Source organism: Nonomuraea ceibae (assembly GCF_019396325.1).
Lineage (GTDB): Bacteria > Actinomycetota > Actinomycetes > Streptosporangiales > Streptosporangiaceae > Nonomuraea > Nonomuraea ceibae.
In genome coordinates, this window is the sequence record NZ_JAHKRO010000103.1 from 11,710 (window position 1) to 33,877 (window position 22,168).

23 protein-coding genes are annotated in these 22,168 nt (G+C 73.3%); 14 read left to right on the forward strand and 9 right to left on the reverse strand.

What is annotated here, in order from left to right:
- The first annotated feature begins 69 nt into the window (after positions 1–69).
- Positions 70–2,259: an MMPL family transporter gene (locus tag KME80_RS39215; protein ID WP_308126111.1), complete on the forward strand. Its 2,190-nt coding sequence runs from the start codon at positions 70–72 to the stop codon at positions 2,257–2,259.
- Here KME80_RS39215 and KME80_RS39220 read toward each other — a convergent pair.
- A complete protein-coding gene (locus tag KME80_RS39220; protein WP_246646485.1) occupies positions 2,171–3,106 on the reverse strand; it encodes a bifunctional helix-turn-helix transcriptional regulator/GNAT family N-acetyltransferase in 936 nt (311 codons plus the stop codon). The genes KME80_RS39215 and KME80_RS39220 overlap by 89 nt on opposite strands.
- A 19-nt stretch (positions 3,107–3,125) precedes the next feature.
- On the opposite strand from KME80_RS39220, the gene KME80_RS39225 reads away from it, so the two are divergent.
- Entirely contained in the window at positions 3,126–4,031 is a 906-nt protein-coding gene (locus KME80_RS39225) for a lactonase family protein (RefSeq protein WP_219514174.1), read from the forward strand.
- A gap of 34 nt (positions 4,032–4,065) precedes the next feature.
- Here KME80_RS39225 and KME80_RS39230 read toward each other — a convergent pair whose 3' ends face one another.
- The 4 genes from KME80_RS39230 to KME80_RS39245 form a co-directional block, all read right to left on the reverse strand.
- Positions 4,066–5,019, reverse strand: a complete 954-nt coding sequence (locus KME80_RS39230) for an NAD(P)-dependent alcohol dehydrogenase (protein ID WP_219514176.1) — start codon at positions 5,017–5,019, stop codon at positions 4,066–4,068.
- Complete coding sequence (locus KME80_RS39235; protein ID WP_219514190.1) at positions 5,016–5,249, reverse strand: helix-turn-helix transcriptional regulator; 234 nt, start codon at positions 5,247–5,249, stop codon at positions 5,016–5,018. The genes KME80_RS39230 and KME80_RS39235 overlap by 4 nt, the downstream gene beginning before the upstream one ends.
- Positions 5,243–5,674: a hypothetical protein gene (locus KME80_RS39240; protein ID WP_219514198.1), complete on the reverse strand. Its 432-nt coding sequence runs from the start codon at positions 5,672–5,674 to the stop codon at positions 5,243–5,245. The genes KME80_RS39235 and KME80_RS39240 overlap by 7 nt, the downstream gene beginning before the upstream one ends.
- Before the next feature lie 118 nt (positions 5,675–5,792).
- Positions 5,793–7,256 (reverse strand): FGGY family carbohydrate kinase, encoded by a 1,464-nt coding sequence (locus tag KME80_RS39245; protein ID WP_219514205.1) that lies wholly within the window; start codon positions 7,254–7,256, stop codon positions 5,793–5,795.
- 104 nt (positions 7,257–7,360) lie between these two features.
- Here KME80_RS39245 and KME80_RS39250 point away from each other — a divergent pair, with 104 nt between their 5' ends.
- Entirely contained in the window at positions 7,361–8,386 is a 1,026-nt protein-coding gene (locus KME80_RS39250; protein WP_219514207.1) for a 6-phosphofructokinase, read from the forward strand.
- A 136-nt stretch (positions 8,387–8,522) separates the two neighbouring features.
- Here the strand turns inward: KME80_RS39250 and KME80_RS52290 are convergent, their stop codons facing one another.
- Entirely contained in the window at positions 8,523–8,651 is a 129-nt protein-coding gene (locus KME80_RS52290; protein ID WP_281427405.1) for a hypothetical protein, read from the reverse strand.
- Positions 8,652–8,723: 72 nt separating this feature from the next.
- Positions 8,724–9,611, reverse strand: a complete 888-nt coding sequence (locus KME80_RS39255; RefSeq protein ID WP_219514209.1) for an MHYT domain-containing protein — start codon at positions 9,609–9,611, stop codon at positions 8,724–8,726.
- A gap of 208 nt (positions 9,612–9,819) precedes the next feature.
- Here KME80_RS39255 and thiI point away from each other — a divergent pair, with 208 nt between their 5' ends.
- Positions 9,820–11,016: a tRNA uracil 4-sulfurtransferase ThiI gene (gene thiI, locus KME80_RS39260; RefSeq protein WP_219514211.1), complete on the forward strand. Its 1,197-nt coding sequence runs from the start codon at positions 9,820–9,822 to the stop codon at positions 11,014–11,016.
- A 5-nt stretch (positions 11,017–11,021) separates the two neighbouring features.
- Here the strand turns inward: thiI and aroF are convergent, their stop codons facing one another.
- Positions 11,022–12,053 carry a 3-deoxy-7-phosphoheptulonate synthase gene (gene aroF, locus KME80_RS39265; RefSeq protein ID WP_219514213.1) on the reverse strand — a complete coding sequence of 344 codons (1,032 nt, stop codon included), beginning with the start codon at positions 12,051–12,053 and terminating at the stop codon, positions 11,022–11,024.
- Between the two features lie 242 nt (positions 12,054–12,295).
- Here aroF and KME80_RS39270 point away from each other — a divergent pair, with 242 nt between their 5' ends.
- The 3 genes from KME80_RS39270 (at position 12,296) to KME80_RS39280 (ending at position 14,899) form a co-directional block, all read left to right on the forward strand.
- Complete coding sequence (locus tag KME80_RS39270; RefSeq protein WP_308126112.1) at positions 12,296–12,892, forward strand: molybdopterin-dependent oxidoreductase; 597 nt, start codon at positions 12,296–12,298, stop codon at positions 12,890–12,892.
- 43 nt (positions 12,893–12,935) lie between these two features.
- A complete protein-coding gene (locus KME80_RS39275; protein ID WP_246646487.1) occupies positions 12,936–14,069 on the forward strand; it encodes a histidine kinase in 1,134 nt (377 codons plus the stop codon).
- A gap of 83 nt (positions 14,070–14,152) precedes the next feature.
- Positions 14,153–14,899, forward strand: a complete 747-nt coding sequence (locus KME80_RS39280) for a LytR/AlgR family response regulator transcription factor (protein WP_219514225.1) — start codon at positions 14,153–14,155, stop codon at positions 14,897–14,899.
- Positions 14,900–15,483: 584 nt separating this feature from the next.
- Here the strand turns inward: KME80_RS39280 and KME80_RS39285 are convergent.
- Positions 15,484–16,323, reverse strand: a complete 840-nt coding sequence (locus KME80_RS39285; protein WP_219514227.1) for a deoxyribonuclease IV — start codon at positions 16,321–16,323, stop codon at positions 15,484–15,486.
- A gap of 141 nt (positions 16,324–16,464) precedes the next feature.
- Between KME80_RS39285 and uraD the strand changes: the two genes are divergently transcribed.
- The 7 genes from uraD (at position 16,465) to KME80_RS39320 (ending at position 22,127) form a co-directional block, all read left to right on the forward strand.
- The gene (gene uraD / locus KME80_RS39290; protein ID WP_219514229.1) at positions 16,465–16,953 is read left to right on the forward strand and encodes a 2-oxo-4-hydroxy-4-carboxy-5-ureidoimidazoline decarboxylase; all 489 of its coding nucleotides are present in this window, start codon (positions 16,465–16,467) and stop codon (positions 16,951–16,953) included.
- Positions 16,950–17,237 (forward strand): hydroxyisourate hydrolase, encoded by a 288-nt coding sequence (uraH, locus tag KME80_RS39295; RefSeq protein ID WP_219514250.1) that lies wholly within the window; start codon positions 16,950–16,952, stop codon positions 17,235–17,237. The genes uraD and uraH overlap by 4 nt, the downstream gene beginning before the upstream one ends.
- Positions 17,238–18,086, forward strand: coding sequence for a factor-independent urate hydroxylase (pucL, locus tag KME80_RS39300; protein WP_219514252.1), 849 nt, complete (start codon positions 17,238–17,240; stop codon positions 18,084–18,086).
- Positions 18,087–18,091: 5 nt separating this feature from the next.
- Complete coding sequence (locus KME80_RS39305; RefSeq protein ID WP_219514254.1) at positions 18,092–18,952, forward strand: FAD binding domain-containing protein; 861 nt, start codon at positions 18,092–18,094, stop codon at positions 18,950–18,952.
- Entirely contained in the window at positions 18,952–19,422 is a 471-nt protein-coding gene (locus tag KME80_RS39310) for a (2Fe-2S)-binding protein (RefSeq protein ID WP_219514257.1), read from the forward strand. The genes KME80_RS39305 and KME80_RS39310 overlap by 1 nt, the downstream gene beginning before the upstream one ends.
- Positions 19,419–20,780: an 8-oxoguanine deaminase gene (locus KME80_RS39315; RefSeq protein ID WP_219514258.1), complete on the forward strand. Its 1,362-nt coding sequence runs from the start codon at positions 19,419–19,421 to the stop codon at positions 20,778–20,780. Before KME80_RS39310 ends, KME80_RS39315 begins: the two co-directional genes overlap by 4 nt.
- Positions 20,781–20,984: 204 nt before the next feature.
- Positions 20,985–22,127, forward strand: coding sequence for a glycerate kinase (locus KME80_RS39320; protein ID WP_308126113.1), 1,143 nt, complete (start codon positions 20,985–20,987; stop codon positions 22,125–22,127).
- The last annotated feature ends 41 nt before the right edge of the window (positions 22,128–22,168 follow it).

The following is a 22,168-nucleotide window of genomic DNA, read 5'->3' on the forward strand; positions in this document are numbered from 1 at the left end:
GCATTTACTTGTATTTCTGGTTCGGCCAATGAAACACGAGTAGTTTACCGAGTTTGGGGGCGGGGAGTGGTGACGACCCAAGGGCGGGACGCGCCGCTGCGCAGGCTGGGGTTCTTCCTGGTCAGGCGGCGGCGCGCGGTGCTCGGGCTGGCCCTGGCGCTGGCCGTGCTGGCCGGGGCGCTGGCGGCGGGCGCGGTGCCCCGGCTGTCGCTGGCGAGGTTCGAGGCGCCGGGATCGGAGTCGGACCGGGCGCGGGCCGAGCTGGCCGCCCGGTTCGGCACCGGCAGCCCGGACCTGATCTTCCTGGTGACCGCGAAACGCGGCACGGTCGACGACGCCGCCGTGGAGGCCGCCGGGCGCGAGCTCGCGGCCCGCGCCGCCGCGCACGACGGAGTGGCCGAGGTCGCCTCGTACTGGGGTCGGGGCAGGCCCGCCACCCTGCGCAGCGCGGACGGCAGGCACGCGCTGATCCTCGTGCGCGTCCCCGGCGACGCCGACCACGTGCGGGCGGGCGTGCTGCCCCGGCTGGTCCCGGCGATCACCGCCGAGCACGAGCTGCTGCGGGTGCGGGCCGGGGGAGGAGAGGAGGTCTTCCGCGTCACGGTGCCGCTGGCCAGGCAGGACTTCGTCCGCGCCGAGCTGGTGATCTTCCCGCTGGCGTTCGCGCTGCTCTGGCTCTACCTGCGCCGGGCGCTGGCCGCGCTGGTGCCGATCCTGGCCGGGGTGTTCGCGATGGCGATCGCGCTGGCGCTGCTGCGCGGGCCGCTGCTGTTCACCGGCATCTCGACGTTCGCGCTCAACCTGACGCTCGCCATGGGGCTCGGGCTGGGCATCGACTACTGCCTGTTCGTGATCGCGCGCTTCCGCGAGGAGGTGGCGCTGGGCCGCGACCGGGCCGAGGCGGTGGCCGGGGCGGTCGAGCACGCGGGGCGGACGGTGCTGTTCAGCGGCCTGACGGTGGCCGCGTCCCTGGCCGTGCTGTTCGCGCTGCCGTTCGACTTCCTCAGGTCGTTCGCGTACTCCGGCATCGCCGTGGTGATCGGCGGGCTGGTGGCGGCGGTGTTCGTGCTGCCGGCGGTGCTGGCCGTCGCGGGCGGCGCGATGCTGCCGCGCCGATCCCGGCCCGAGCGGCCGGGCACGTTCTGGCACGCGCTGGCGGTCCGGGTGATGCGGCGCCCGCTGCTGTACGGCGGGGTGGCCACGGTGGTGCTGCTCGTGCTGGCCGCGCCGTTCCTGGGGCTGCGCTTCGGCGTCGCCGACGACCGCATCCTGCCCCCGGACGCCGGGCCCCGCCAGGTGCAGGACGTGATCCGCCAGACCTTCCCCGCCGAGGAGACCGACGCGATCCAGGTCGTGTCCACCGGCGCGGGCGGCGACGTCACCGCCTACGCGGCCGAGCTGTCACGGCTGCCCGGCGTCGCCCAGGTCGACTCGGCCGCCGGCGTCTTCACCGAGGGGCGGCGGACCGGCGACGGCGATCCGTCCCGGTTCGAGGGGCGCGGGAGCTGGCTGTCGGTGGTGCCCTCGGCCGAGGCGCTCGCCGACGACCCGGTCCGCCTCGCCGGGGCGGTGCGCGCGGTCGAGCCGCCGTTCGAGGTGCTGGTGGGCGGCTATCCCGCCGAGCTGGCCGACTATCGCGCCTCGGTGGTGGACCGGCTGCCGCTGCTGCTGGCGCTCATGCTCGGCGTGACGCTCGCGGTGCTGGCGCTCATGACGCGCAGCGTGATCCTGCCGGTCAAGGCCACGATCCTGAACGTGCTCAGCCTCGGCGTCATGTTCGGCGCCATCGTCTGGGTCTTCCAGGAGGGCAACCTGTCGGGGCTGCTCGGCTTCACCCCGACGGGCTCGCTCGACCCGAGCATCCCCATCCTCATGCTCTGCGTCGCCTACGGGCTGTCGATGGACTACGAGGTGTTCCTGCTGTCGCGGGTCAAGGAGGAGTACGACAGGACCGGCGACACCGAGCAGGCCGTGGCCGCCGGACTGCAGCGCGGCGCGCCGCTGATCACGGCGGCGGGCGGCATCCTGGCGCTCAGCTTCGCCGCCTACGCCACCGCGTCGGTGTCGTTCGTACAGATGCTCGGCGTCGGCATGGCGGTGGCGGTGCTGGTGGACGCGACGGTGATCAGGGCGGTGCTGGTGCCGAGCCTGATGCGGCTGGCCGGGCCGCTCAACTGGTGGCCGCGAGGTCGAGCGACCACATCTCGTCGACCACCTCGACCCCGTTCTCCAGAGCGGGCTCCTGCGAGTCGAGCGTGAACCCGGCGGCCCGGTAGATGCGCCGCGCGCTCTCCAGGCAGGAGCGCGTCCACAGCACCATCCGCCGGCATCCCTCGGCCCGGGCGTGGCGCACGCACTCCTCGACCAGCCGCCGGCCCAGGCCGAGCCCGCGCGCGGACGGCTCGACGAGCAGCAGCCGCAGCTGCGCCGTCGTGGCGTCCTTGCGCACGCAGAACACGCAGCCCGCGGGCGCGCCGCCGGCCTCGGCGATCCACGCCGCGTCGCGCCCCGGGTCGAACTCGCCGACGACCTTCGCCACGGTCCGCTCGAAGGCCATGCCCCAGCCGTACTCCTGCGCGTAGAGCACGCCGTGCCGGTGGACGACCCAGCTCAGGTCGCCCGCGCGCGGCGCCCTGATGACCACCGGCTCGCGCTCGGGCGGCGGGCCGAGCACGTCGCGGATCGTCGCCATCGCCTCGACCAGCCGCCGCTGGCCCTCCTCGGGCAGCCGGGCCAGCAGGCGGCCGATCTCCTCCTGGGAGCGCCGGTCGAGCATGCCGTACGCCTCCGTGCCGGCCGCGCTGAGCCGGATGACCTGCTTGCGCCCGTCGGTGGCCGAGCGCTCGCGGACGATCAGCCCGTCGCTCTCGAAGCGCGTCAGGATGCGGCTGAGGTAGCCCGCGTCCAGGTCGAGCAGGGCCCGCACCTCGCCGGTCTCCAGCTTGCCCGCCTGGGCGATCTCGAACAGCACCCTGCTCTCCGTCAGCGAATAGGGCGAGTGGTGCATGCCGGCCTGGAGGACCCCGATGGCCTGCGTGTAGAAGCGGTTGAACGCCCGTACCTCGAAAGCTCTTGACGCCGTCAGCGAATCCATTGCCTCAGTCAAGCATGAGATGATGGCAGGTGTGAAGAGGCACCTCTACGTCGGCGGCTACGGTCCCGGCATCCTGAGCACCGGCGAAGGGCTGACCCGCCTCGCCTCGCCGTCGTTCCTGGCCCCGCACCCCTCGCTCCCGGTGCTCTACGCGGCCGGCGAGCTCGCCCAGGGCTGGATCACCGCGTTCGGCACCGACGGCGGGCTCTCGCCCTGGGACGAGCGCTCCTCCGGGGGCGACAGCCCCTGCCACCTGGCGGTGCACCCGTCGGGCGAGCTGCTCGCGGTCGCCAACTACGGCGACGGCGTGGCCAGCCTGCACCGCCTCGACGGGCGCGGCGTGTTCACCGGCGATCCGATCGTGCTGCGGCACCAGGGCTCCGGCCCCGACCCCGAGCGCCAGCAGGGCCCGCATGCCCACCAGTGCGTCTTCCGCGACGACGTGCTGCACGTCTCCGACCTGGGCACCGACGAGATCCGCCGCTACTCGCTCGACGGCGCGCCGCTGGAGCCCATCCGGCTGCCGCCCGGCACCGGCCCTCGCCACTTCGCCTTCGCCGGCCCGCGCCTCTACGTGGCGGGCGAGCTCGACGGCACCGTCACGCTGCTGGAGGGCGGGAGCCTCACCACCGTGCCCGCCTCTGCCTCCGGGGAGACCAACTACCCGTCCCACCTGGAGCTCGCCGGCGACTTCGTGTACGTGGCCAACCGCGGCCCCAACACGATCGCCGTGCTGCGCGCCGACGACCTGAGCCCGGTCGCGGAGGTGCCCTCGGGCGGCGACTGGCCGCGCCACTTCGCCCTCGACGGCGACCGCCTCTACGTGGCCAACCAGCAGTCGGGCGGCGTGACCGTCTTCGCCCTGACCGGCGGCGTGCCGGCGGCGACCGGCGAGGTGATCGAGGTCGAGAGCCCGTCCTGCGTGCTCCCCGCCTAGCCCGCGCCAGGTCCCGGCCGGTCCTGGCCCCGGGTCAGCGCACCGTGATGACGAGCTTGCCCGGCGCGTCGCCCGCGGCCAGGTCGCCCACCGCGGTGGCGGCCTCCGCCAGGGCGTACGTGCGCCCGACGGCCGGTCGCACGGCCCCGGCCTCGATGAGGTCCCGCAGCGTGTCCAGGTCGGCGGTGCGGGTCAGCGCGAGCAGCGGGTCCAGGCGCTGGCGCGTGAACGGATCGATCAGCCGGGCGGCCTGCAGCCGGCCGAGCCCGCCGAACCACCGGCCGCCGCCCTCACCGCCGACGAGGGCGAGCCGGCCCCGCTCGGCGAGCAGCCCGCGCAGTTCGCGCAGCGGCCGGTTGCCCGCGATGTCGATGATCAAATCGTACGTCCCGGTGAGCGGCTCGCGAGTGTAGTCGATGACGGCCCCGGCGCCCAGCGACCGGACGAGGCCGGCCTTGGCCGTGCTGCACACGCCGGTGACGTCGGCGCCGCCGGCGACCGCCAGTTGCGTCGCGAAGCTGCCCACTCCGCCACCCGCGCCGATGACCAGCACCTTCTCGCCGGCTGTGACCCGGCCGACGGCCCGTAACGCGGTCACCCCCGACACGGGCACGGCCGCCGCCTCGGTGAAGCTCAGGTTGGCGGGCTTGCGGGCGAGCTTGCCCGGGCGGGCGACGGCGAACTCCGCGTACGCGCCGGTCGCCGCGCCGTACACCTCGTCGCCGGGGCGTAAGCCGCTCACGCCGGCGCCGACGGACTCCACGACGCCGGCCACGTCCATGCCCGGCACGCGGTTGCGCGGCCGGCGCAGGCCGAAGGCGAGGCGGCCGACGAGCGGCAGCCCGGTCATGAGATGCCACACGCCGTAGTCGACGCCGGCCGCGTGCACCCGGATCAGCACCTCGCGGGCGCCCGGCTCCGGGGTCGGGACCTCGCCGAGGCTCAGCGTGCGCGGCGGGCCGTACTCGTCCTGGACGATCGCCTTCATGGGGGGTCTCCTTCGGTGTCGGGGTACTGGAAGACGTCGTCGAGCCCGACCCGGAACACCCGGGCGATGCGGAACGCCATTTCCAGGGAGGGGGAGTAGCGGCCCTGTTCGATCGCGATGATGGTCTGGCGGGTGACGCCGACCCGGTCGGCCAGCTCGGCCTGGGTCATCTCGCCGTGCGCGAACCGCAGGGCCCGGATCGTGTTGGTGACCCGCGTCGGCTTCACCACGTCTGGAAGCCGCCCTTGCGGTAGGCCATGATCTTGGCGATCGAGCTGAGCACCGAGGACAGCACGAACGCCAGGTAGACGGCGTTGGCGATCCAGAAGTGGCGCAGCTCGGCGACGGCCATGATCAGTGCGGCGAGCGCGCCGATGACGACGAAGGACTGTCCGATGCGCTCGCTGACCTGGTTGATCTCGCGGTCGCGCTCGTCGGTGCGGTCGGCGCCCTTGCCGCCCGCGACGGCCATCGCGATGTTGGCCGCGATCCCGGCGACGACGGCGCCGCCGATGGTCCACAGCAGGGCTCCGGCGTAGGCGACGTCGGCGAACGGGCCGTCGCCGGCCCGGCCCAGGACGATCGCCACGTAGATCGCGTACGCGCCGACGGAGAGCACGATCATCACCCAGGCGCGCTTTTCCTCGAAGGCCATGCCCGCTCCTCATGTAAAACAAAGCTGACATTGGTCAATGTAAAACGCCGCGGACACGATGTCAAAGTTTATTTACACGCCGGGCCGCGCCCCGCCGGGCACGTGGGTGCGGGCGGGGCTATCGCCGGTCGTCACACGCCAGGGCCACGGCCGCGCGCCAGCGCTCGTAGGCGGCGTCGTCGCGCGCGCCCGGCTCGAAGCGCCGCTCCAGCCGCCACGTCTCGCGCAGCTCGTCCGCCGACCCCCACACCCCCGCGCCCAGCCCCGCCAGGAACGCCGCGCCCAGGGCCGTCGTCTCCCGCACCGCCGGGCGCTCCACCGGCGTGCCGAGCTGGTCGGCCTGGAACTGCATGAGCAGGTCGTTCGCGCTGGCCCCGCCGTCGGCCTTGAGCACCGGGATGCCGTCGCCGCCCATCACGGCCGCCACGTCGCGCACCTCGAACGCGATCGCCTCCAGCGTCGCCCGCACCAGGTGCGCCCGCGTGGTGCCGCGCGTGATGCCGGTGATCAGCCCCCGCGCGTCCGGGTCCCAGTACGGCGCCCCGAGCCCCGTCAGGGCGGGCACGAACACCACGCCGCCGCTGTCGGGCACCGTGCGCGCCACCGCCTCCGACTCCGGCGCGGTGCCGATCAGGCCGAGCCCGTCGCGCAGCCACTGCACCGCCGCGCCGGTCACGAAGATCGACCCCTCCAGCGCGTACGTGCGCTCGCCCGACGGCGCCTGCCAGGCCACCGTCGTCAGCAGCCCGTCCGGCGACCTGACGATCTCCGTGCCGGTGTTGGACAGGATGAACGAGCCCGTCCCGTACGTGCACTTGACCTCGCCGGGCGTGTAGCAGGTCTGCCCGAACAGCGCCGCCTGCTGGTCGCCGGCCACCCCGCTGATCGGCAGTTCCAGGCCGAGGAACGTGGCGGGCTCGGTGCGCCCCAGCTCGCCGAAGTTGGGCACGATCGCCGGCAGCGCGGACTCCGGCACGCCGAACAGCTCGCACAGCTCCGGCTCCCACCCGCCCGACTCCAGCCCGTACAGCAGCGTGCGTGAGGCGTTGGACGGGTCGGTGACGTGGCGCGCGCCCGCCGTGAGCCGGGCGATCAGGTAGGAGTCGACGGTGCCCGTCACCACCCGGCCGGACGTGACGCCCTCCCACGCGCGCGGGTCGTGCGCGGCCAGCCAGGCCAGCTTGGAGGCGGTGAAGTAGGGGTCGAGGCGCAGGCCGGTCAGCTCGGCGACGCGCGGCTCGTGCCCCCGCTCGCGCAGCCGGGCGCAGATCCCGGCGGTGCGCCGGTCCTGCCAGACGATCGCGCGGCGCGGCGCGGCCAGCGTCTCGCGGTCCCACAGCACCGCGGTCTCGCGCTGGTTGGTGATCCCGACGCAGACCGGCGTGGCGGCGGCCCCGCGCAGCGCCTCGGCGCAGGCGCTCAGCGTGGCCTGCCAGATGTCCTCGGGGTTGTGCTCGACCCGGCCGGGCTCCGGGAAGTGCTGGGCGAACTCCTCGTAGCCGCGGGACTCGACCCGGCCGTCCTCGGACACCACGAGAGCGGTGACGCCCGTGGTGCCGGCGTCGATGGCCAACACGCTCACGAAATCGCCTTTCACTCGGTCCACACGCGTTTGGTCTAGACCAATGCCCGCCTGTATGGGCACAATGCGATTCTGGTCGTGAACCCCGTCGGGAGGAACCCGTTATGCGTATCGGAGTGCTCACCGGAGGTGGCGATTGCCCCGGTCTCAACGCTGTGATCAGGGCTGTCGTCAGGAAGGGAGTGGGCGTCTACGGTCATGAGTTCGTCGGCTTCCGCGACGGCTGGCGCGGCCCGCTCGAAGGCGACACGATGCCGCTCGACATCCAGGCCGTGCGGGGCATCCTGCCCAGAGGCGGCACCATCCTCGGCTCGTCGCGGACCAACCCGATCAAGATAGAGGGCGGCGTCGACCGGATCAAGGACAACCTGGCCGCGACCGGCGTCGACGCGCTGATCGCCATCGGCGGCGAGGACACGCTGGGCGTCGCCAAGCAGCTCTACGACCGCGGCGTCAAGGTCGTCGGCGTGCCCAAGACGATCGACAACGACCTGTCCGGCACCGACTACACCTTCGGCTTCGACACCGCCGTCAACATCGCCACCGAGGCCATCGACCGGCTGCACACCACGGCGGAGTCGCACCACCGGGCGCTGATCTGCGAGGTCATGGGCCGCCACGCCGGCTGGATAGCGCTGCACGCCGGCATGGCGGGCGGCGCCAACGTCATCCTCATCCCGGAGAAGCCCTTCGACATCGACCGGGTCTGCGAGTACGTGGAGTCCCGCTTCCGCACCCGCTACTCGCCGATCATCGTCGTCGCCGAGGGCGCCCACCCGATCGAGGGGCAGATGGCGCTGCAGGCGGGCGAGCTCGACGCGTTCGGGCACGTCCGGCTCGGCGGCATCGGCGAGGTGCTGGCCAAGGAGATCGAGAAGCGCACCGGCAAGGAGGCCCGCACGACCGTGCTCGGCCACATCCAGCGCGGCGGCACGCCGACGGCCTACGACCGGGTGCTGGCCACCAGGTTCGGCCTGCAGGCGATCGACGCGGCGCACGAGGGCGACTTCGGCATGATGGTGGCGCTGCGCGGCACCGACATCGTCCGGGTCGGGCTCGACGAGGCCACGGCCGAGCTGAAGACCGTCCCGGCCTCGCGCTACGCCGAGGCGGAGGTGTTCTTCGGCTGATTGAAAGCGGCTTGCAAGCGGGCGGCCGTACCTTCTGGAGCAGCGGGGTTACCGCTACAACCCCCTTCGAGGGTACGGCTTGCGCCGCGGAGAGTCGGCGGCCCACCACGCGTCGCAAGCCGTACCTACGCATAGTTCAACCGCGGGGCGTGCCGAAGAGATCCACCTCCGGCGCGCCCTCGTCGCCGCCCCGCAGCCGGTCGAGAAACTCCCGCTCGCTGCGCAGCTCCCGCTCCGAGGGCGACAGGGCGACGGCCGGCAGCACCGAGGCGGCGGTCAGCGGTGTGCCCCCATAAACCGACGCAGGGAGTACGGGGGCACACCGCCGCAGAGGCGACTATCTCCGGCGGCTGCGCGGCGCGGCCTGCTGGTGGGGCACCGGCGCGGGGTAGACCGGCTGCGGCCCGGGAGCGGCGGCGGGGTAGCTGAGCTGCTGCTGCTCCTGCGCGGCCTTGCGGCGCAGCTCCAGGCGGGCCAGGAGCTCGGCGTCCTCGTTCAGCTCCTGCTCCGACGGCGCCAGGATGACCATGAGCAGCATGGTCAGCGTGATGAGGCTGATCACGGTCATCAGCGGCACCAGGAAGTCGAGCGCGTCGGCCCCGGAGACGGCCGCGGGCTGCGGGTGGAGTTGGACGATCATCGCGAACATGCCGGTGTAGTGCATGCCCGCCACGGCCAGGCCCATGACGAGCGCCGCGGCGGTGATCCACACGGTCCGCTTGACCCGCAGCGTGAACCACAGGGCGGTCGTGGCCGCGACCACGGCGATGACCACCGAGGCGATCACGAGGGTGCGGTCGTAGGAGACGTGCGCGGACATGTTCATCGCGTACATGCCGAGGTAGTGCATGCTCGCCACGCCGAGCCCGGTGAGCAGGCCGCCGCCTAGCAGCGCGGGGACGCGGCCCCCGCCGTAGGAGACGAGGAAGAGGCCGGTGCCGACGACGATGATCGCGACCAGGGCCGAGGCGACGGTGAGCGGCACGTCGTAGCGGATCTGGGTGCCCTCCACCTCGAAGCCCATCATGGCGATGAAGTGCATGACCCAGATCCCGGTGCCGCCGATGGAGATGGCCGCGCCGATCAGCCAGCGCATCCGCGAGGCACCTCGCGACGCGTGGGCCTGGGCGGTGAGCCGCAGTCCGAGCATCGATCCCATGCACGACATCACGTAGGCGAGGACCGGCGTGAGCGGACCGTGGGTGAAATGGTCAACAGCGGACATGTAGTGAGATTCCTTGCATTAGGGGTCTCCGGATTGTGCCAGGAGCACTGTCCCTTTCGCATGGATATCTCGACTATCTGTCAACTTGACAAGTCGGAAATGTGAGATGTGCTCATGGATCCCTCGGTGGCCGGTCACGGACTAAACTCGGTGGGTCGCCGCGTTGGTACGAGCGCGCGCATTCCCTGTCTTCCCCGGAGGTTCCACCATGACGATGTCCGCCCTGGGCGAGCCATGCGTTCTGCTCAAGCTGGGCGAGATCGTCCTCAAGGGCAAGAACCGCGAGCTGTTCGAACGCCGCCTGATCAGCAACATCCGCGACGCGCTCCAGGAGCTCGGGCTCAAGCTCGACGTGCGCCGCCGCCACGGCGTCATCGCGATCTTCCTGCCCGACGGCTCGTCGGCCGAGCAGGCCATGACCGTCGCCGAGCGGGTCGCCGACGTGCCCGGCCTGGTGTGGATCCACCCGGCCTGGCGCGTCGCCAAGGACCCCGACGCGGTGCTCAAGGCCGGTCTCGAGCTCGTCGGCGAGCGCGAGGAGATCGCTCGCAAGCCCGCCTTCGCGGTCCGCTCCCGCCGCCGCGACAAGCGCTTCCCGCTGCGCTCCAACGAGCTCGACCGGCTCGTCGGCGGCGCCATCAACGACGCCTACGGCCTGCCCGTCGACCTGCGCAACCCCGAGCTGACCCTGTTCATCGAGGTCGACCGCGACGAGGTGTTCGTCTTCACCGGCGGCCTGCCCGGCCAGGGCGGCCTGCCCGTCGGCAGCAGCGGCCGGGCGCTGGTGCTCATGTCGGGCGGCATCGACTCGCCGGTCGCCGCCTACCGCATGATGCGGCGCGGCCTGCACGTCGACTTCCTGCACTTCTCCGGCATCCCGTTCACCACCTCCGAGTCGATCTACAAGGCCTACGCGCTGGTCAGGAAGCTCGACCGGTTCCAGGGCAAGTCACGGCTGTGGGTGGTGCCGTTCGGCAAGGCCCAGCAGTCGATCCGCAACTCCGGCCAGGACCGGCTCGCGGTGATCGCCCAGCGGCGGCTCATGCTCAAGACCGCCGAGGAGGTCGCCCACCGCATCCGCGCCGCCGCCCTCGTCACCGGCGACGCGCTCGGCCAGGTCTCCTCCCAGACGCTGGCCAACATCACCGCCCAGGACCACGCCGTCGAGCTGCCGATCCTGCGCCCGCTCGTCGGCTGGGACAAGACCGAGATCATGGCCGAGGCCCGCCGCATCGGCACGCTGGAGATCTCCGAGCTGCCCGACGAGGACTGCTGCAGCCTGCTCGCCCCCAAGCGGGCCGAGACCCGGGCCAAGATCGAGGACCTCAAGCAGATCGAGAAGCGGCTGGACGCCGAGGAACTCGCCGTCCAGCTCGCCGACTCGATCCAGGAATACACCCTCTAACCGGGTCAGACCGTCGCCGGGGCCGCCGCCGTCTTGCCCAGCAGCGGCGGCAGGTCCCGCATGACCTGGGCCAGCTCGCCCAGGTCGGCGTCGACGAGCGCCTGCGGCCCGTCGCACAGCGCCTGCTCGGGGTGCGGGTGCACGTCGATGATCACGCCGTCGGCGCCCACCGCCAGCGCCGCCCTGGTCAGCGGCATCACCAGGTCACGCCGGCCGCCCGAGTGCGACGGGTCCACGATCACCGGCAGGTGCGACAGCCGCTGCGCCACCGGCACCGCCGAGACGTCGAGCGTGTTGCGGGTGGCGGTCTCGAACGTCCTGATGCCCCGCTCGCACAGCACCACGTCCAGGTTGCCGCGCTGCGCGACGTACTCGGCCGCCATCAGCCACTCCTCGATCGTGGCGTTCATGCCGCGCTTGAGCATCACCGGCCGTCCCGCCGCGCCCACCGCCTGCAGCAGCGCGAAGTTCTGCGCGTTGCGGGTGCCGACCTGCAGCATGTCGGCGTAGGAGGCGACCAGCTCCACGTCCCGCGCGTCGACGACCTCGGTCACGATCGGCAGGCCGGTCTCCTCGCGCACGTCCGCCAGGATGCGCAGCCCCTTCTCGCCCAGCCCCTGGAACGCGTACGGGGACGTGCGCGGCTTGAACGCGCCGCCGCGCAGCAGCGTCGCGCCCGCCGCCTGAGCCATCCGCGCCGCCTGCAGCGTCTGCTCCGGCGTCTCCACCGCGCACGGCCCGGCGATCAGCGTCACCGTGCCCGGCCCGATCGGCACCCCGCCCACCCGCACCGTCGACCGCTCGGGGTGGTTCTCCCTGCTCACCAGCTTGTACGGGGTCGAGACGCGCATCACGTCGCGCACCCCCGCCATCCCGCGCAGGCTGCCCGCGTCGAGCTGCGTCACGTCGCCCACCAGGCCGACGATCGTCCGCGTCACGCCCTTGCTCACGAACGCCTCCACCCCGGCCGCCCGCACGACGGCGACGATCGAGGCGACGTCGTCGCCCGTGGCTTCCTGGCCCATCACGATCACCATGCTGTACTCCTCCGGAAAACGCGAAAGGCCCCGGGTCCTGGTGGACCCGGGGCCTTTCTGCTCGCCTGTCTGCTAGCGCAGCGTCAGGTGGCGAACGGTCCGACCTGTGGGTCCGTCGCCATAAAAAAACACGAACGCGGTGCGCATAGTGCGCCAATGGTAGCGCACTCGACCCGCTGACGAACCGACGCGCGGCCGGTGGCAGGATGGTCGGGACCGCGAGTCCCGTGAGGAGAGTGATCGTGGAGGAGCCGCGCCTGCCACCGGGCCAGTACGTGCCCCGCGGCCTACCCGTGATCCACTACGGCAGGGTCCCCCCGTTCAAGCCCGCCACGTGGGACCTGCGCGTGTCCGGCGCCACCGCGTCGGGGGAGGAGCACCGCTTCGGCTGGGACGACTTCGACCGGCTGCCGCGCACCGACGTCGTGGCCGACTTCCACTGCGTCACCAAGTTCTCCGTGCCCGGCCAGCGCTGGCGCGGGGTCACCCCGGCCGACCTCATGGCCGCCGCGCCGCCCGACCCCGGCGTGCGCCACGTCATGATCTGGGCCGAGTACGGCTACAGCGCCAACCTCAGGTGGTCCGACTTCACCGCCCCCGGCACGCTGTTCGCCACCGACCTCGACGACGCCCCGCTCACCGCCGAGCACGGCGCCCCGGTGCGCATGGTCGTGCCCCACCTGTACGCGTGGAAGAGCGTCAAATGGGTGCGCGCCGTCGAATACCTCCTGGAGGACCGGCGCGGCTTCTGGGAGGAGCGCGGCTACCACAACGTCGCCGACCCGTGGCGCGAGCAGCGCTACTCCTACCAGGAAGAACCCGGCGAGGGCCCGCCGTAGGGTTTCCGCCCCCATGCGCGACGATGTTGGTTACGGTTTGCGCATGCTGACCACCGCGTGCGTGGTGCTGCCCCTCCTCGCCTTCGTCCTGGGCTACACGCTGGCCCGACGCCGTGCCAGGGAAGAGGGCCGCTCCGGGGCCGAGGCGACCTTCACCACGCTGCACACGGCCGCGCTGGCCGCCCCCGCGCTGCGGACCGGGCTGCACCGCGACTCCGCCCGCAAGGCCGTGCGCCATCTGCGCGCCCTGCTCGGCACCCACTCCGTCGCGATCACCTCGACCGACGCCGCGCTCGCCTGGGACGGCCCGTGCACCGACGAGGTGCTCAGCTACGCGCGCACCACGCTGGCCGCCGGCCGCGCGCAGGTCTTCCCCGGGGAGCCGTACGGGGCGGTCGTGGTGCCGCTGACCGCCGACGGCAAGATCATCGGGGCGCTGGCCGCGTACGACGAGGAGCTGAGCGCCGCCCTGGTCCGCACGGTCACCGAGGTGGGCCGGTGGGTGTCGGGCCAGCTGGAGCTGGCCGAGCTCGACTCCTCACGGCGGCGCGCGCTGGAGGCCGAGATGCGGGCGCTGCGGGCGCAGATCTCCCCGCACTTCGTCTACAACGCGCTCACCACGATCGCGTCGTTCGTCCGCACCGATCCGGGGCGGGCCCGCGAGCTGCTGCTGGACTTCGCCGACTTCGCCCGCTACGCGCTGCGCCGGGCCGACGACTTCACCACGCTGGCCGACGAGCTCACCTGCGTCGACCGCTACCTGCTTCTGGAACGTGCCAGGTTCGGCGACAAGCTGCGCTTCAGCCTCCAGGTGATGCCCGAGGTGCTGCCCGTCCCCGTGCCGTTCCTGTGCCTGCAGCCGCTGGTGGAGAACGCCATCAAGCACGGCATGCGGGGGCGCGGCGGCACCGGCGAGGTGCGCGTCGTGGCCCGCGACGCGGGCCCGGAGGCGCACATCACGGTCGAGGACGATGGCGTGGGCATGGATCCGGACCGGGTCAGGAAGGTCCTCGACGACGACCCGGGCCGCGAGGGCGCCGGGATCGGCCTGGCCAACGTCGACCTGCGGATGCGCCAGATCTACGGCGACGACTACGGCCTCGTGGTCGAGACCGCGCCCGGCACGGGCACGAAGGTGCGGCTGCGCGTGCCCAAGGCGCAACTTGGCGCGCCCTGATCGGGCCCGAACTGTAATCGATTCTTTACGGAACGTGGCCGAGGGGGTTGTGAGCAAGGCTTTCTTACGGCAGCTTAGAGGGCATGCTACGTGTTCTGGCCGTTGACGACGAGGTCCCCGCGCTGGAGGAGCTGGCCTACCTGCTGCGTCAGGACAGCCGGATCGAGCACGTGCGCACCGCCTGCGACGGTGTCGCGGCGCTGCAGGACATGGTGGCGATGATCGGCGGCGGCGAGCGGCTCGACGCGGTGTTCCTCGACATCCGCATGCCCGGCCTCGACGGGCTCGACCTGGCCCGGCTGGTCGGCGGGTTCCCCAGCCCGCCCAAGCTCGTCTTCGTCACCGCCCATGACGAGTGCGCCGTCCAGGCGTTCGAGCTGGAGGCCGTCGACTACCTGCTCAAGCCGGTGCGGGCCGAGCGGCTGTCGGAGGCGGTGCGCCGGCTGGAGGTCGCCTCCGCGCCCGGCCCGCCCGCCGAGCCGGGGCAGGACGACGTCATCCCCGTCGAGCTGGGCGGGCGCACCCGGTTCGTGCCGCAGCAGGCGGTGCGCTTCGCCGAGGCCAAGGGCGACTACGTGCGCCTGCACACGGTCGACGGCAGCTACCTGGTGCGCATGTCGCTGGCGGCGCTCGAGCGCCGCTGGGCCGAGGCCGGCTTCATCCGCGTGCACCGCAGCACGCTGGTGTCGGCCCGGCACGTCAGCGAGCTGCGTTTCGAGGGCGGGCGCGTGATGCTCACCGTCGGCTCCGAGACGCTCCAGGTCAGCCGCCGCCACACCCGCCAGGTGCGCGAGCAGCTCGTCCGCCAGCATCGCGGCGCCGTCACCTGACGGTGCCGCCCGCCTGCGCCCCCCTGCGAGGGGGGCGTGATCGCCATGCGCGGCGTGCGCGGGCGGGCAGGCGTGAACGCGGGCGCGCGGGCATCCTGCCCCGTGCTCGCGCCCCTTGTCATGCCGGGGAGATTTCCCAGGTCACACCGGTCGGGCCGGGCCGTGACGGCGATCCGGTGACAGTCCGGAGGGCCTGCCTGCCGACCGCTCGTCGCGCCAGGGTGACCGCTCGTCGATCGGACACGCTCCGTACATCGATGACTACGCACCGCTTACCGAGCTATGGGCCAACGGGGTTTCCCCGGCAAGATCGCGACCGTAGTGTTTCGGCATCGGAAGCCACTCCGGAGCATCGGGAGGCGAGCCGCAAGGCTCCCAGCGGATGCGCCGGACTCCCTGGTGACCACCTGGGTCACCGCGGCTGCCGGGCCCTTTACCGGGGGGTAGGGCCCGCCGGCCGACCACGTGAGGGGGTGCCCGCCGTGGCCCCGATCCGGCCACACGGGGGCGGCCGGACGGTGCCGGCGGGCACCCCTGTCACGACAGGTCAAGGGCGTGAGCGGGGGGCGGCCGTGCGCGCCCCGTCAGCCGTCACGCAGCCGCTTGAGCGTCTCGATGTCCTCGCGGTGCTTGTCGGCCTTGCCGGGCGTCTCGATGCAGACCGGCACCCCGGCCACCGCCGGGTGGCGCATCATCTCGCCGAACGCCGCGGCGCCGATCAGCCCGGCCCCGATGTTCTCGTGGCGGTCCTTCTTCGACCCGCACGCGTCCTTGGAGTCGTTGGCGTGGATGAGCTTCAGCCGCCCCGGCGCGAGCTTGTGCAGGAGGTCGAACGTCTCCCGCACCCCGCCCTCGGCCGCCAGGTCGTGACCCGCCGCGAAGGCGTGACAGGTGTCGAAGCACACCCCGGCCCGAGGATGCCAGTCGAGCGCCGCCAGATAGGGCTCCAGGTCCTGCACGGTCGCGCACAGCATCGCCCCCTGCCCGGCCATCGGCTCCAGCAGCAGGTCGGGACCGCCGTCGGGGATCTCGTCGAGCAGCGGCAGCAGATGCTCGCGCAGCTGCCGCATCGCGTCGTCGCGCGGCTGCGTCACCGCCGAGCCGGTGTGCACCACGACCCCCTTGGCGCCGATGTCGACGCCCCGGCGCAGCGTGTGACGGACGATCGCCACCGAGTTGGCCAGCGTCTCCGCGCTGGGTGAGCCGAAGTTCGCCAGATACGGCACGTGGACGAAGGTGTCGACGCCGGACTCGGCCAGCAGCGCGTCCTGGTCGGGACGGCCCACGGCCAGCGCCCACCCTCGCGGGTTGGTGACGAACACCTGGATCATTTCGGCACCGATGTCGGCCATGTAGGCGAGCCCGCCCTTGGCCAGGCCGCCCGTGACGGAGACGTGCCCGCCGATCAGAGAGGTAGGGGTCATGATGGCACTCAGTGTATGGCCAGGCCAGGACCCGTCCGGATGCGGCCTTGGAGCATGACACAAAAGTCTTGGCCAACCGCCGCCCCGGTTGGGAGTTCCCGGGGATGGACCGGGCACCACCGCCATGTGTGTACTCGAGTCATGCCCGACGACGCGCTGGCCCGCTTCAATGCCCTGCCTCCCGAGGAGGCGGAGCGCGACCTGCTGGCCTGCTGCGCCTCCCGCGCGTTCGCCGGCCGGGTCGCCGCCGGCCGCCCCTACCCGTCGCCGGACGCCCTGGCCGACGCCGCCGCCCTGGCCGCCCGCGAGCTCGCCTGGGACGACGTGCTGGAGGCGCTGGCCGCCCACCCGAGGATCGGCGAGCGGACCGGCGGCGCCTGGTCGCGGCAGGAGCAGTCCGGCGTCGAGGACGCCCTGCGCGCCGACCTCGCCGAGGCCAACCGCGCCTACGAGCGCCGCTTCGGCCACGTCTACCTGATCTGCGCCACCGGCCTGACCGGCGCCCAGATGCTGGCCAGGCTCCGCGCGCGGCTGCGCGACGACGACGAGACCGAACGCCGGACCGTGCGCGCCGAACTGGCCGCGATCACCCGCCTGCGGGCCGGCAAGCTCCTGGAGGCCGGCCGATGAGCTTCTCGACGCACGTGCTCGACGCGGCCACCGGCCGCCCCGCCGCCGGGATGCGCGTACGGCTGGAGCACGACGGCCGCACCCTCGCCGAGGGCCGCACCGACGCCGACGGCAGGATCACCGGCTGGCAGCCCGGCAACGGCACGAACCGCGTGGTGTTCGACACCGGCGGCCCCTTCTACCCGGAGGTCGTCGTCGCCTTCACCGTGACCGACCCCGCGGAGCACCACCACGTGCCGCTGCTGCTGAGCCCGTACGCCTACTCCACCTACCGAGGGAGCTAGATGGCGATCGTCCTGGGACCCAACCGGTACGGCAAGGCGGAGACCCGGCTCGTGCGCGTCACCAAGGACGGCGGCGTGCACCACCTCAAGGACCTCAACGTCAGCACCGCCCTGTCCGGCGACATGACGGCCGTCCACCTGACCGGCGACAACGCCGCCGTGCTGCCGACCGACACGCAGAAGAACACCGTCTACGCCTTCGCCGCCCGCCACGGCGTCGGCGAGATCGAGGACTTCGCGCTACTGCTCGCCCGCCACTACGTGAACGCCCGGCCCTCCATCCACCACGCCAGGATCGAGATCGAGGAGTACGCCTGGGACCGGCTCGGCGACCACTCGTTCGTGCGCGCCGGCGGCGAGAGCCGCACCTGCCTGGTCCACCACGACCGCGACGGCCGCACCAGCGTGGTGTCGGGGCTGAGCGGCCTGGTCGTGCTCAACTCGACCGGCTCGGAGTTCCGCGGCTTCGCCGTCGACGAGTACACCACGCTGCGCCCGGCCGCCGACCGCGTCCTGGCCACCGCCGTCGACGCCCGCTGGCGCCAGCACGGCGGGCGCGCCGACCACGCGACCGTACGCCGCCACCTGCTGGAGGCCTTCGCCGGGACGCACAGCCTCTCGCTCCAGCAGACCCTGTACGCGATGGGGGAGCGGGTGCTCGCCTCCTGCCCGCAGGTGTGCGAGATCAGGCTCGTCATGCCCAACAAGCACCACGTCGCCGTGGACCTGACCCCGTTCGGGCTCGGCAACGACAACGAGGTGTTCCACGCCGCCGACCGACCCTACGGCCTGATCGAGGGCACGGTGCTGCGCGAGGACGCCCCCGACGCCGGATTCGCCTGGGAGTAGCACCGATGGACTTCTTGCGCCCCACCACGTGGGCCGAAGCGCTGGCCGCCAAGGCCGACCGGCCGGACGCCGTGCCGATCCAGGGCGGCACCGACGTCATGGTGGAGATCAACTTCGGCGTGCGCCGGCCCGCCGCGCTGCTCGACCTCACCCGGATCGCCGAGCTCGCCACCTGGACGAACCAGGACGGGCGCCTGCGCATCGGCGCCGCCGTCCCGTACAGCGTGATCATCGACCGGCTCGGCGGCGAGCTGCCCGGGCTGGCCCAGGCGGCGCGGACGGTCGGCTCGCCGCAGATCCGCAACCGCGGCTCCGTCGGCGGCAACCTGGGCGCCGCCTCGCCCGCCGGCGACAGCCATCCGCCGCTGCTGGCCGCCGGCGCGCTGGTCGAGGCCGAGTCGCGTGACGGCGGCGTCCGCATGATCCCCGCCGACGCGTTCTACATCGGCGTCAAACGCCACGCGCTGCGCCCCGACGAGCTGATCAGGGCCGTGCACCTGGCCCCGGCGACCGGCCCCCAGTACTTCTCCAAGGTCGGCACCCGCAACGCCATGGTGATCGCGGTCTGCTCGTTCGCGATCGCGCTGCACCCCGGCGAGCGCCGCGTCGGCACCGGGCTCGGCTCCGCCGCGCCCACCCCGCGCCGCGCCCTGGAAGCCGAGGAGTTCCTGGCCAAGGAGCTCGACTGGGCCGCGCCGCTCACCCCCGCGCTGCTGGACCGCTTCGGCGAGCTGTGCGCCGCCGCGGCCTCGCCGATCGACGACGTACGCGGCAGCGCCGCCTACCGCCGCCACGCCGTCGCCGTGATGGCCCGCCGCACGCTCGCCTGGGCGTGGCGCGACCACCTGGGAAGGAGGGCCGCCTGATGCGTCTGACCTGCACCGTCAACGGCCGCGAGGAAACCGTCGAGGACGTCTGGGAAGGCGAGAGCCTGCTGTACGTGCTCCGCGAGCGGATGGGCCTGCCCGGCTCCAAGAACGCCTGCGAGCAGGGCGAATGCGGCTCCTGCACCGTCTACCTCGACGGCGTCCCCGTCTGCGCCTGCCTGGTCGCCGCCGGGCAGGCCGAGGGCCGCCGCGTCCGCACCGTCGAAGGGCTCGCCGACGGCGACCGGCTCGACCCCGTCCAGGAGGCGTTCGTCGAGTGCGGCGCCGTGCAGTGCGGCTTCTGCACCCCCGGGCTGATCGTCCAGGCGCACGACCTGCTCGCCCGCGTCGAACGGCCCTCCGACGCCGAGATCCGCGAGGCCCTGGCCGGCAACCTGTGCCGCTGCACCGGCTACGAGAAGATCCTCGACGCCGTACGGCTCGCTGCTGAGCGCAAGGCGTCCGCGTGACGACCCTGCTGATCGAGAACGCCTACCTCGCCCCCGTCGCCGGACCCGAGATCCCGCACGGCTACCTGCGGATCGACGGCGACCGGATCACCGCGCTCGGCCCCATGGACCGGCTGCCCACCCTCCCGCACGCCGAACGCGTCGACGCCACCGGCTGCCTGGCCACGCCCGGCCTGGTCAACACCCACCACCACCTCTACCAGTGGGCCACCCAGGGCCTCGCCCAGGACGCCACCCTGTTCGACTGGCTCGTCACGCTCTATCCCGTGTGGGCCGCCATGGACGCCGAGGTCGTGCACGGGGCCGCGCTCGCCGGGCTCGCCCACCTGGCGCTGTCCGGCTGCACCACCTCCAGCGACCACCACTACCTCTTCCCGCACGGCCGCGGCGACCTGCTCGCCGCCGAGATCGCCGCCGCCCGCGACGTCGGCCTGCGCTTCCACCCGGCGCGCGGCTCCATGGACCGCGGCCGCTCGTCGGGCGGGCTGCCGCCCGACGACGTCGTCGAGCCGATCGACCGCATCCTCGACGCCACCGCCGACGCCGTCGACGTCCACCACGACCCGTCGCCCTCCTCCATGCTGCGGATCGCCGTGGCGCCCTGCTCGCCGTTCTCCGTCAGCGGCGAGCTGATGACCGAGGCGGCCCGGCTGGCCAGGGACAAGGGCGTGCGGCTGCACACCCACCTGGCCGAGACGCTGGACGAGGAGGAGCACTGCCTGGCCCAGTTCGGCGTGCGGCCCGTCGCGTACATGGAGCGGCTCGGCTGGCTCGGGCCCGACGTGTGGGTGGCGCACGCGGTGCACCTCAGCGACGGCGACATCGGCAGGCTCGCCGCCACCGGCACCGGCGTCGCCCACTGCCCCTCGTCCAACGGCCGCCTCGGCGCGGGCGTTGCCCGGGTCGCCGACCTGCTGCGGGGCGGCGCCAACGTCGGGCTCGGCGTCGACGGCAGCGCCTCCTCCGAGCTGACCACGATGGCGGGGGAGATGCGGCAGGCGCTGCTCTTCCAGCGCGCTCGCTCAGGGCCCGACGCCCTCACCGCCCGGCAGGCGCTGGAGCTCGCCACGCTCGGCGGCGCGCGCAACCTCGGCCGCCAGGCCGACCTCGGCACGCTGGAGCCCGGCAAGCTCGCCGACGTGGCGCTGTGGCGGGTCGACGGCCCCTTCACGGCCGCCGTCGACGACCCGGTGTGCGCGCTCGTCCTCGGCCCCCAGCCGCCGCTGGCCAGGCTCCTGGTCGGCGGGCGCACCGTCGTCGCCGGCGGCGAGCTGCGCACCGTCCCGCACGACGCGGCCGGCCGCGCGGGCGTCGCCGCCCACCGCCGCCTCCTGCGCCTCGCGGCGGAGCGCCGATGACGGGCCGGTGCCCGCCCGATGCCCGTGGGCGCCCGGCAGATGCTCGCCGGTGCCCGCCCTCTGCCCTCCGGCTCCCGCCCCGGTTTTCCACAGGGGGCCGGGGCACGCGCACGGGGCCGCGGGCGGGGTGTGATGATGGGGACCGCCGGCCCGCCCGCCCCCGGCAGGGGGGCCGCCCGTGTCCGTCTCGTGTGGGAGTTCGCAGTGGTTGAGCACGTGCTTGTCGCCCCGGACAAGTTCAAGGGTTCGCTGACGGCGGCGGAGGTCGCCGCCGCCGTGTCGTCCGGGCTCGGAGTCCCGGCGGTGCAGCTGCCCGTCGCCGACGGCGGCGACGGCACCGTCGAGGCCGCCGTGGCAGGCGGCTTCACCCGGGTGACCGCCCGCGTCACCGGCCCCACCGGCGAGCCCGTCGACGCCTCCTACGCCAGGCGCGGCGACACCGCCGTCATCGAGCTCGCCGAGGCGTCCGGCCTGCGCCGCCTCCCCGGCGACCCCGAGCCGCTCACCGCCACCAGCCACGGCACCGGCGAGCTGATCGCCGACGCCGTCAAGCAGGGCGCCACCCGCGTCGTCCTCGGCCTCGGCGGCAGCGCCTGCACCGACGGCGGCGCCGGGATGGTCCAGGCGCTCGGCGCGCGCCTGCTCGACGCCGAGGGGCGCGAGCTGCCGCCGGGCGGCGCGGCCCTGCGCGACCTCGACCGGATCGACATGTCCGGCTTCCTCGACCTCTCGGGCGTCGAGGTGGTCGTGGCGAGCGACGTCGACAACCCGCTGCTCGGCCCGCACGGCGCCGCCGCCGTCTACGGGCCGCAGAAAGGCGCCACGCCCGACCAGGTCGCCCTGCTGGAGAGCGCGCTGTCCCGGCTGGCCGCCGTCGCCACCCGCATCCACGGCCTCGTCGGCGCCGTCGAGCACGACGACGTCCCCCGCCCGATGGGCGTCGCGGGAGCGCCGGGCGCCGGGGCCGCCGGCGGCGTCGGGTTCGCCGCGCTCGCCTTCCTGCGCGCCGACATCCAGCCGGGCATCGACTACCTGCTCGACCTGCTCGGCTTCAACGAGCAGGTCGAGGGCGCCCGCCTGGTGATCACCGGCGAGGGTTCCCTGGACGAGCAGACGCTGCGCGGCAAGGCCCCCGCCGGCGTCGCCCGGGCCGCCGCCCGCGCAGGCGTCCCCGTCGTCGCCGTCTGCGGCCGGCGCACGCTCTCCGACGACGACCTGCGGGCCGCCGGCTTCGCCGCCGCCTACGCCCTCACCGACCTGGAGCCCGACCCGGCCCGCTGCATGGCCGCCGCGGGCCCCCTCCTCCAGCAGCTCGCGGCCCGCGTGGCCGCCGCCCACCTACCCTGATGCCCCCACCCGCCCCGCCCCCCGTTCCCCCGCCCCCGGCT

What these genes read in the sequence shown, in the direction of transcription:
- KME80_RS39310 (WP_219514257.1), top strand. Translation starts at nt 18,952, where the DNA reads ATGCGTCTGACCTGCACCGTCAACGGCCGCGAGGAAACCGTCGAGGAC.
- KME80_RS39250 (WP_219514207.1), top strand. Translation starts at nt 7,361, where the DNA reads ATGCGTATCGGAGTGCTCACCGGAGGTGGCGATTGCCCCGGTCTCAAC.
- KME80_RS39240 (WP_219514198.1), bottom strand. Translation starts at nt 5,674, where the DNA reads ATGGCCTTCGAGGAAAAGCGCGCCTGGGTGATGATCGTGCTCTCCGTC.
- KME80_RS39305 (WP_219514254.1), top strand. Translation starts at nt 18,092, where the DNA reads ATGGACTTCTTGCGCCCCACCACGTGGGCCGAAGCGCTGGCCGCCAAG.
- pucL (WP_219514252.1), top strand. Translation starts at nt 17,238, where the DNA reads ATGGCGATCGTCCTGGGACCCAACCGGTACGGCAAGGCGGAGACCCGG.
- uraH (WP_219514250.1), top strand. Translation starts at nt 16,950, where the DNA reads ATGAGCTTCTCGACGCACGTGCTCGACGCGGCCACCGGCCGCCCCGCC.
- KME80_RS39230 (WP_219514176.1), bottom strand. Translation starts at nt 5,019, where the DNA reads ATGAAGGCGATCGTCCAGGACGAGTACGGCCCGCCGCGCACGCTGAGC.
- KME80_RS39285 (WP_219514227.1), bottom strand. Translation starts at nt 16,323, where the DNA reads ATGACCCCTACCTCTCTGATCGGCGGGCACGTCTCCGTCACGGGCGGC.
- KME80_RS39275 (WP_246646487.1), top strand. Translation starts at nt 12,936, where the DNA reads ATGCTGACCACCGCGTGCGTGGTGCTGCCCCTCCTCGCCTTCGTCCTG.
- thiI (WP_219514211.1), top strand. Translation starts at nt 9,820, where the DNA reads ATGACGATGTCCGCCCTGGGCGAGCCATGCGTTCTGCTCAAGCTGGGC.
- aroF (WP_219514213.1), bottom strand. Translation starts at nt 12,053, where the DNA reads ATGGTGATCGTGATGGGCCAGGAAGCCACGGGCGACGACGTCGCCTCG.
- KME80_RS39280 (WP_219514225.1), top strand. Translation starts at nt 14,153, where the DNA reads ATGCTACGTGTTCTGGCCGTTGACGACGAGGTCCCCGCGCTGGAGGAG.
- uraD (WP_219514229.1), top strand. Translation starts at nt 16,465, where the DNA reads ATGCCCGACGACGCGCTGGCCCGCTTCAATGCCCTGCCTCCCGAGGAG.
- KME80_RS39255 (WP_219514209.1), bottom strand. Translation starts at nt 9,611, where the DNA reads ATGTCCGCTGTTGACCATTTCACCCACGGTCCGCTCACGCCGGTCCTC.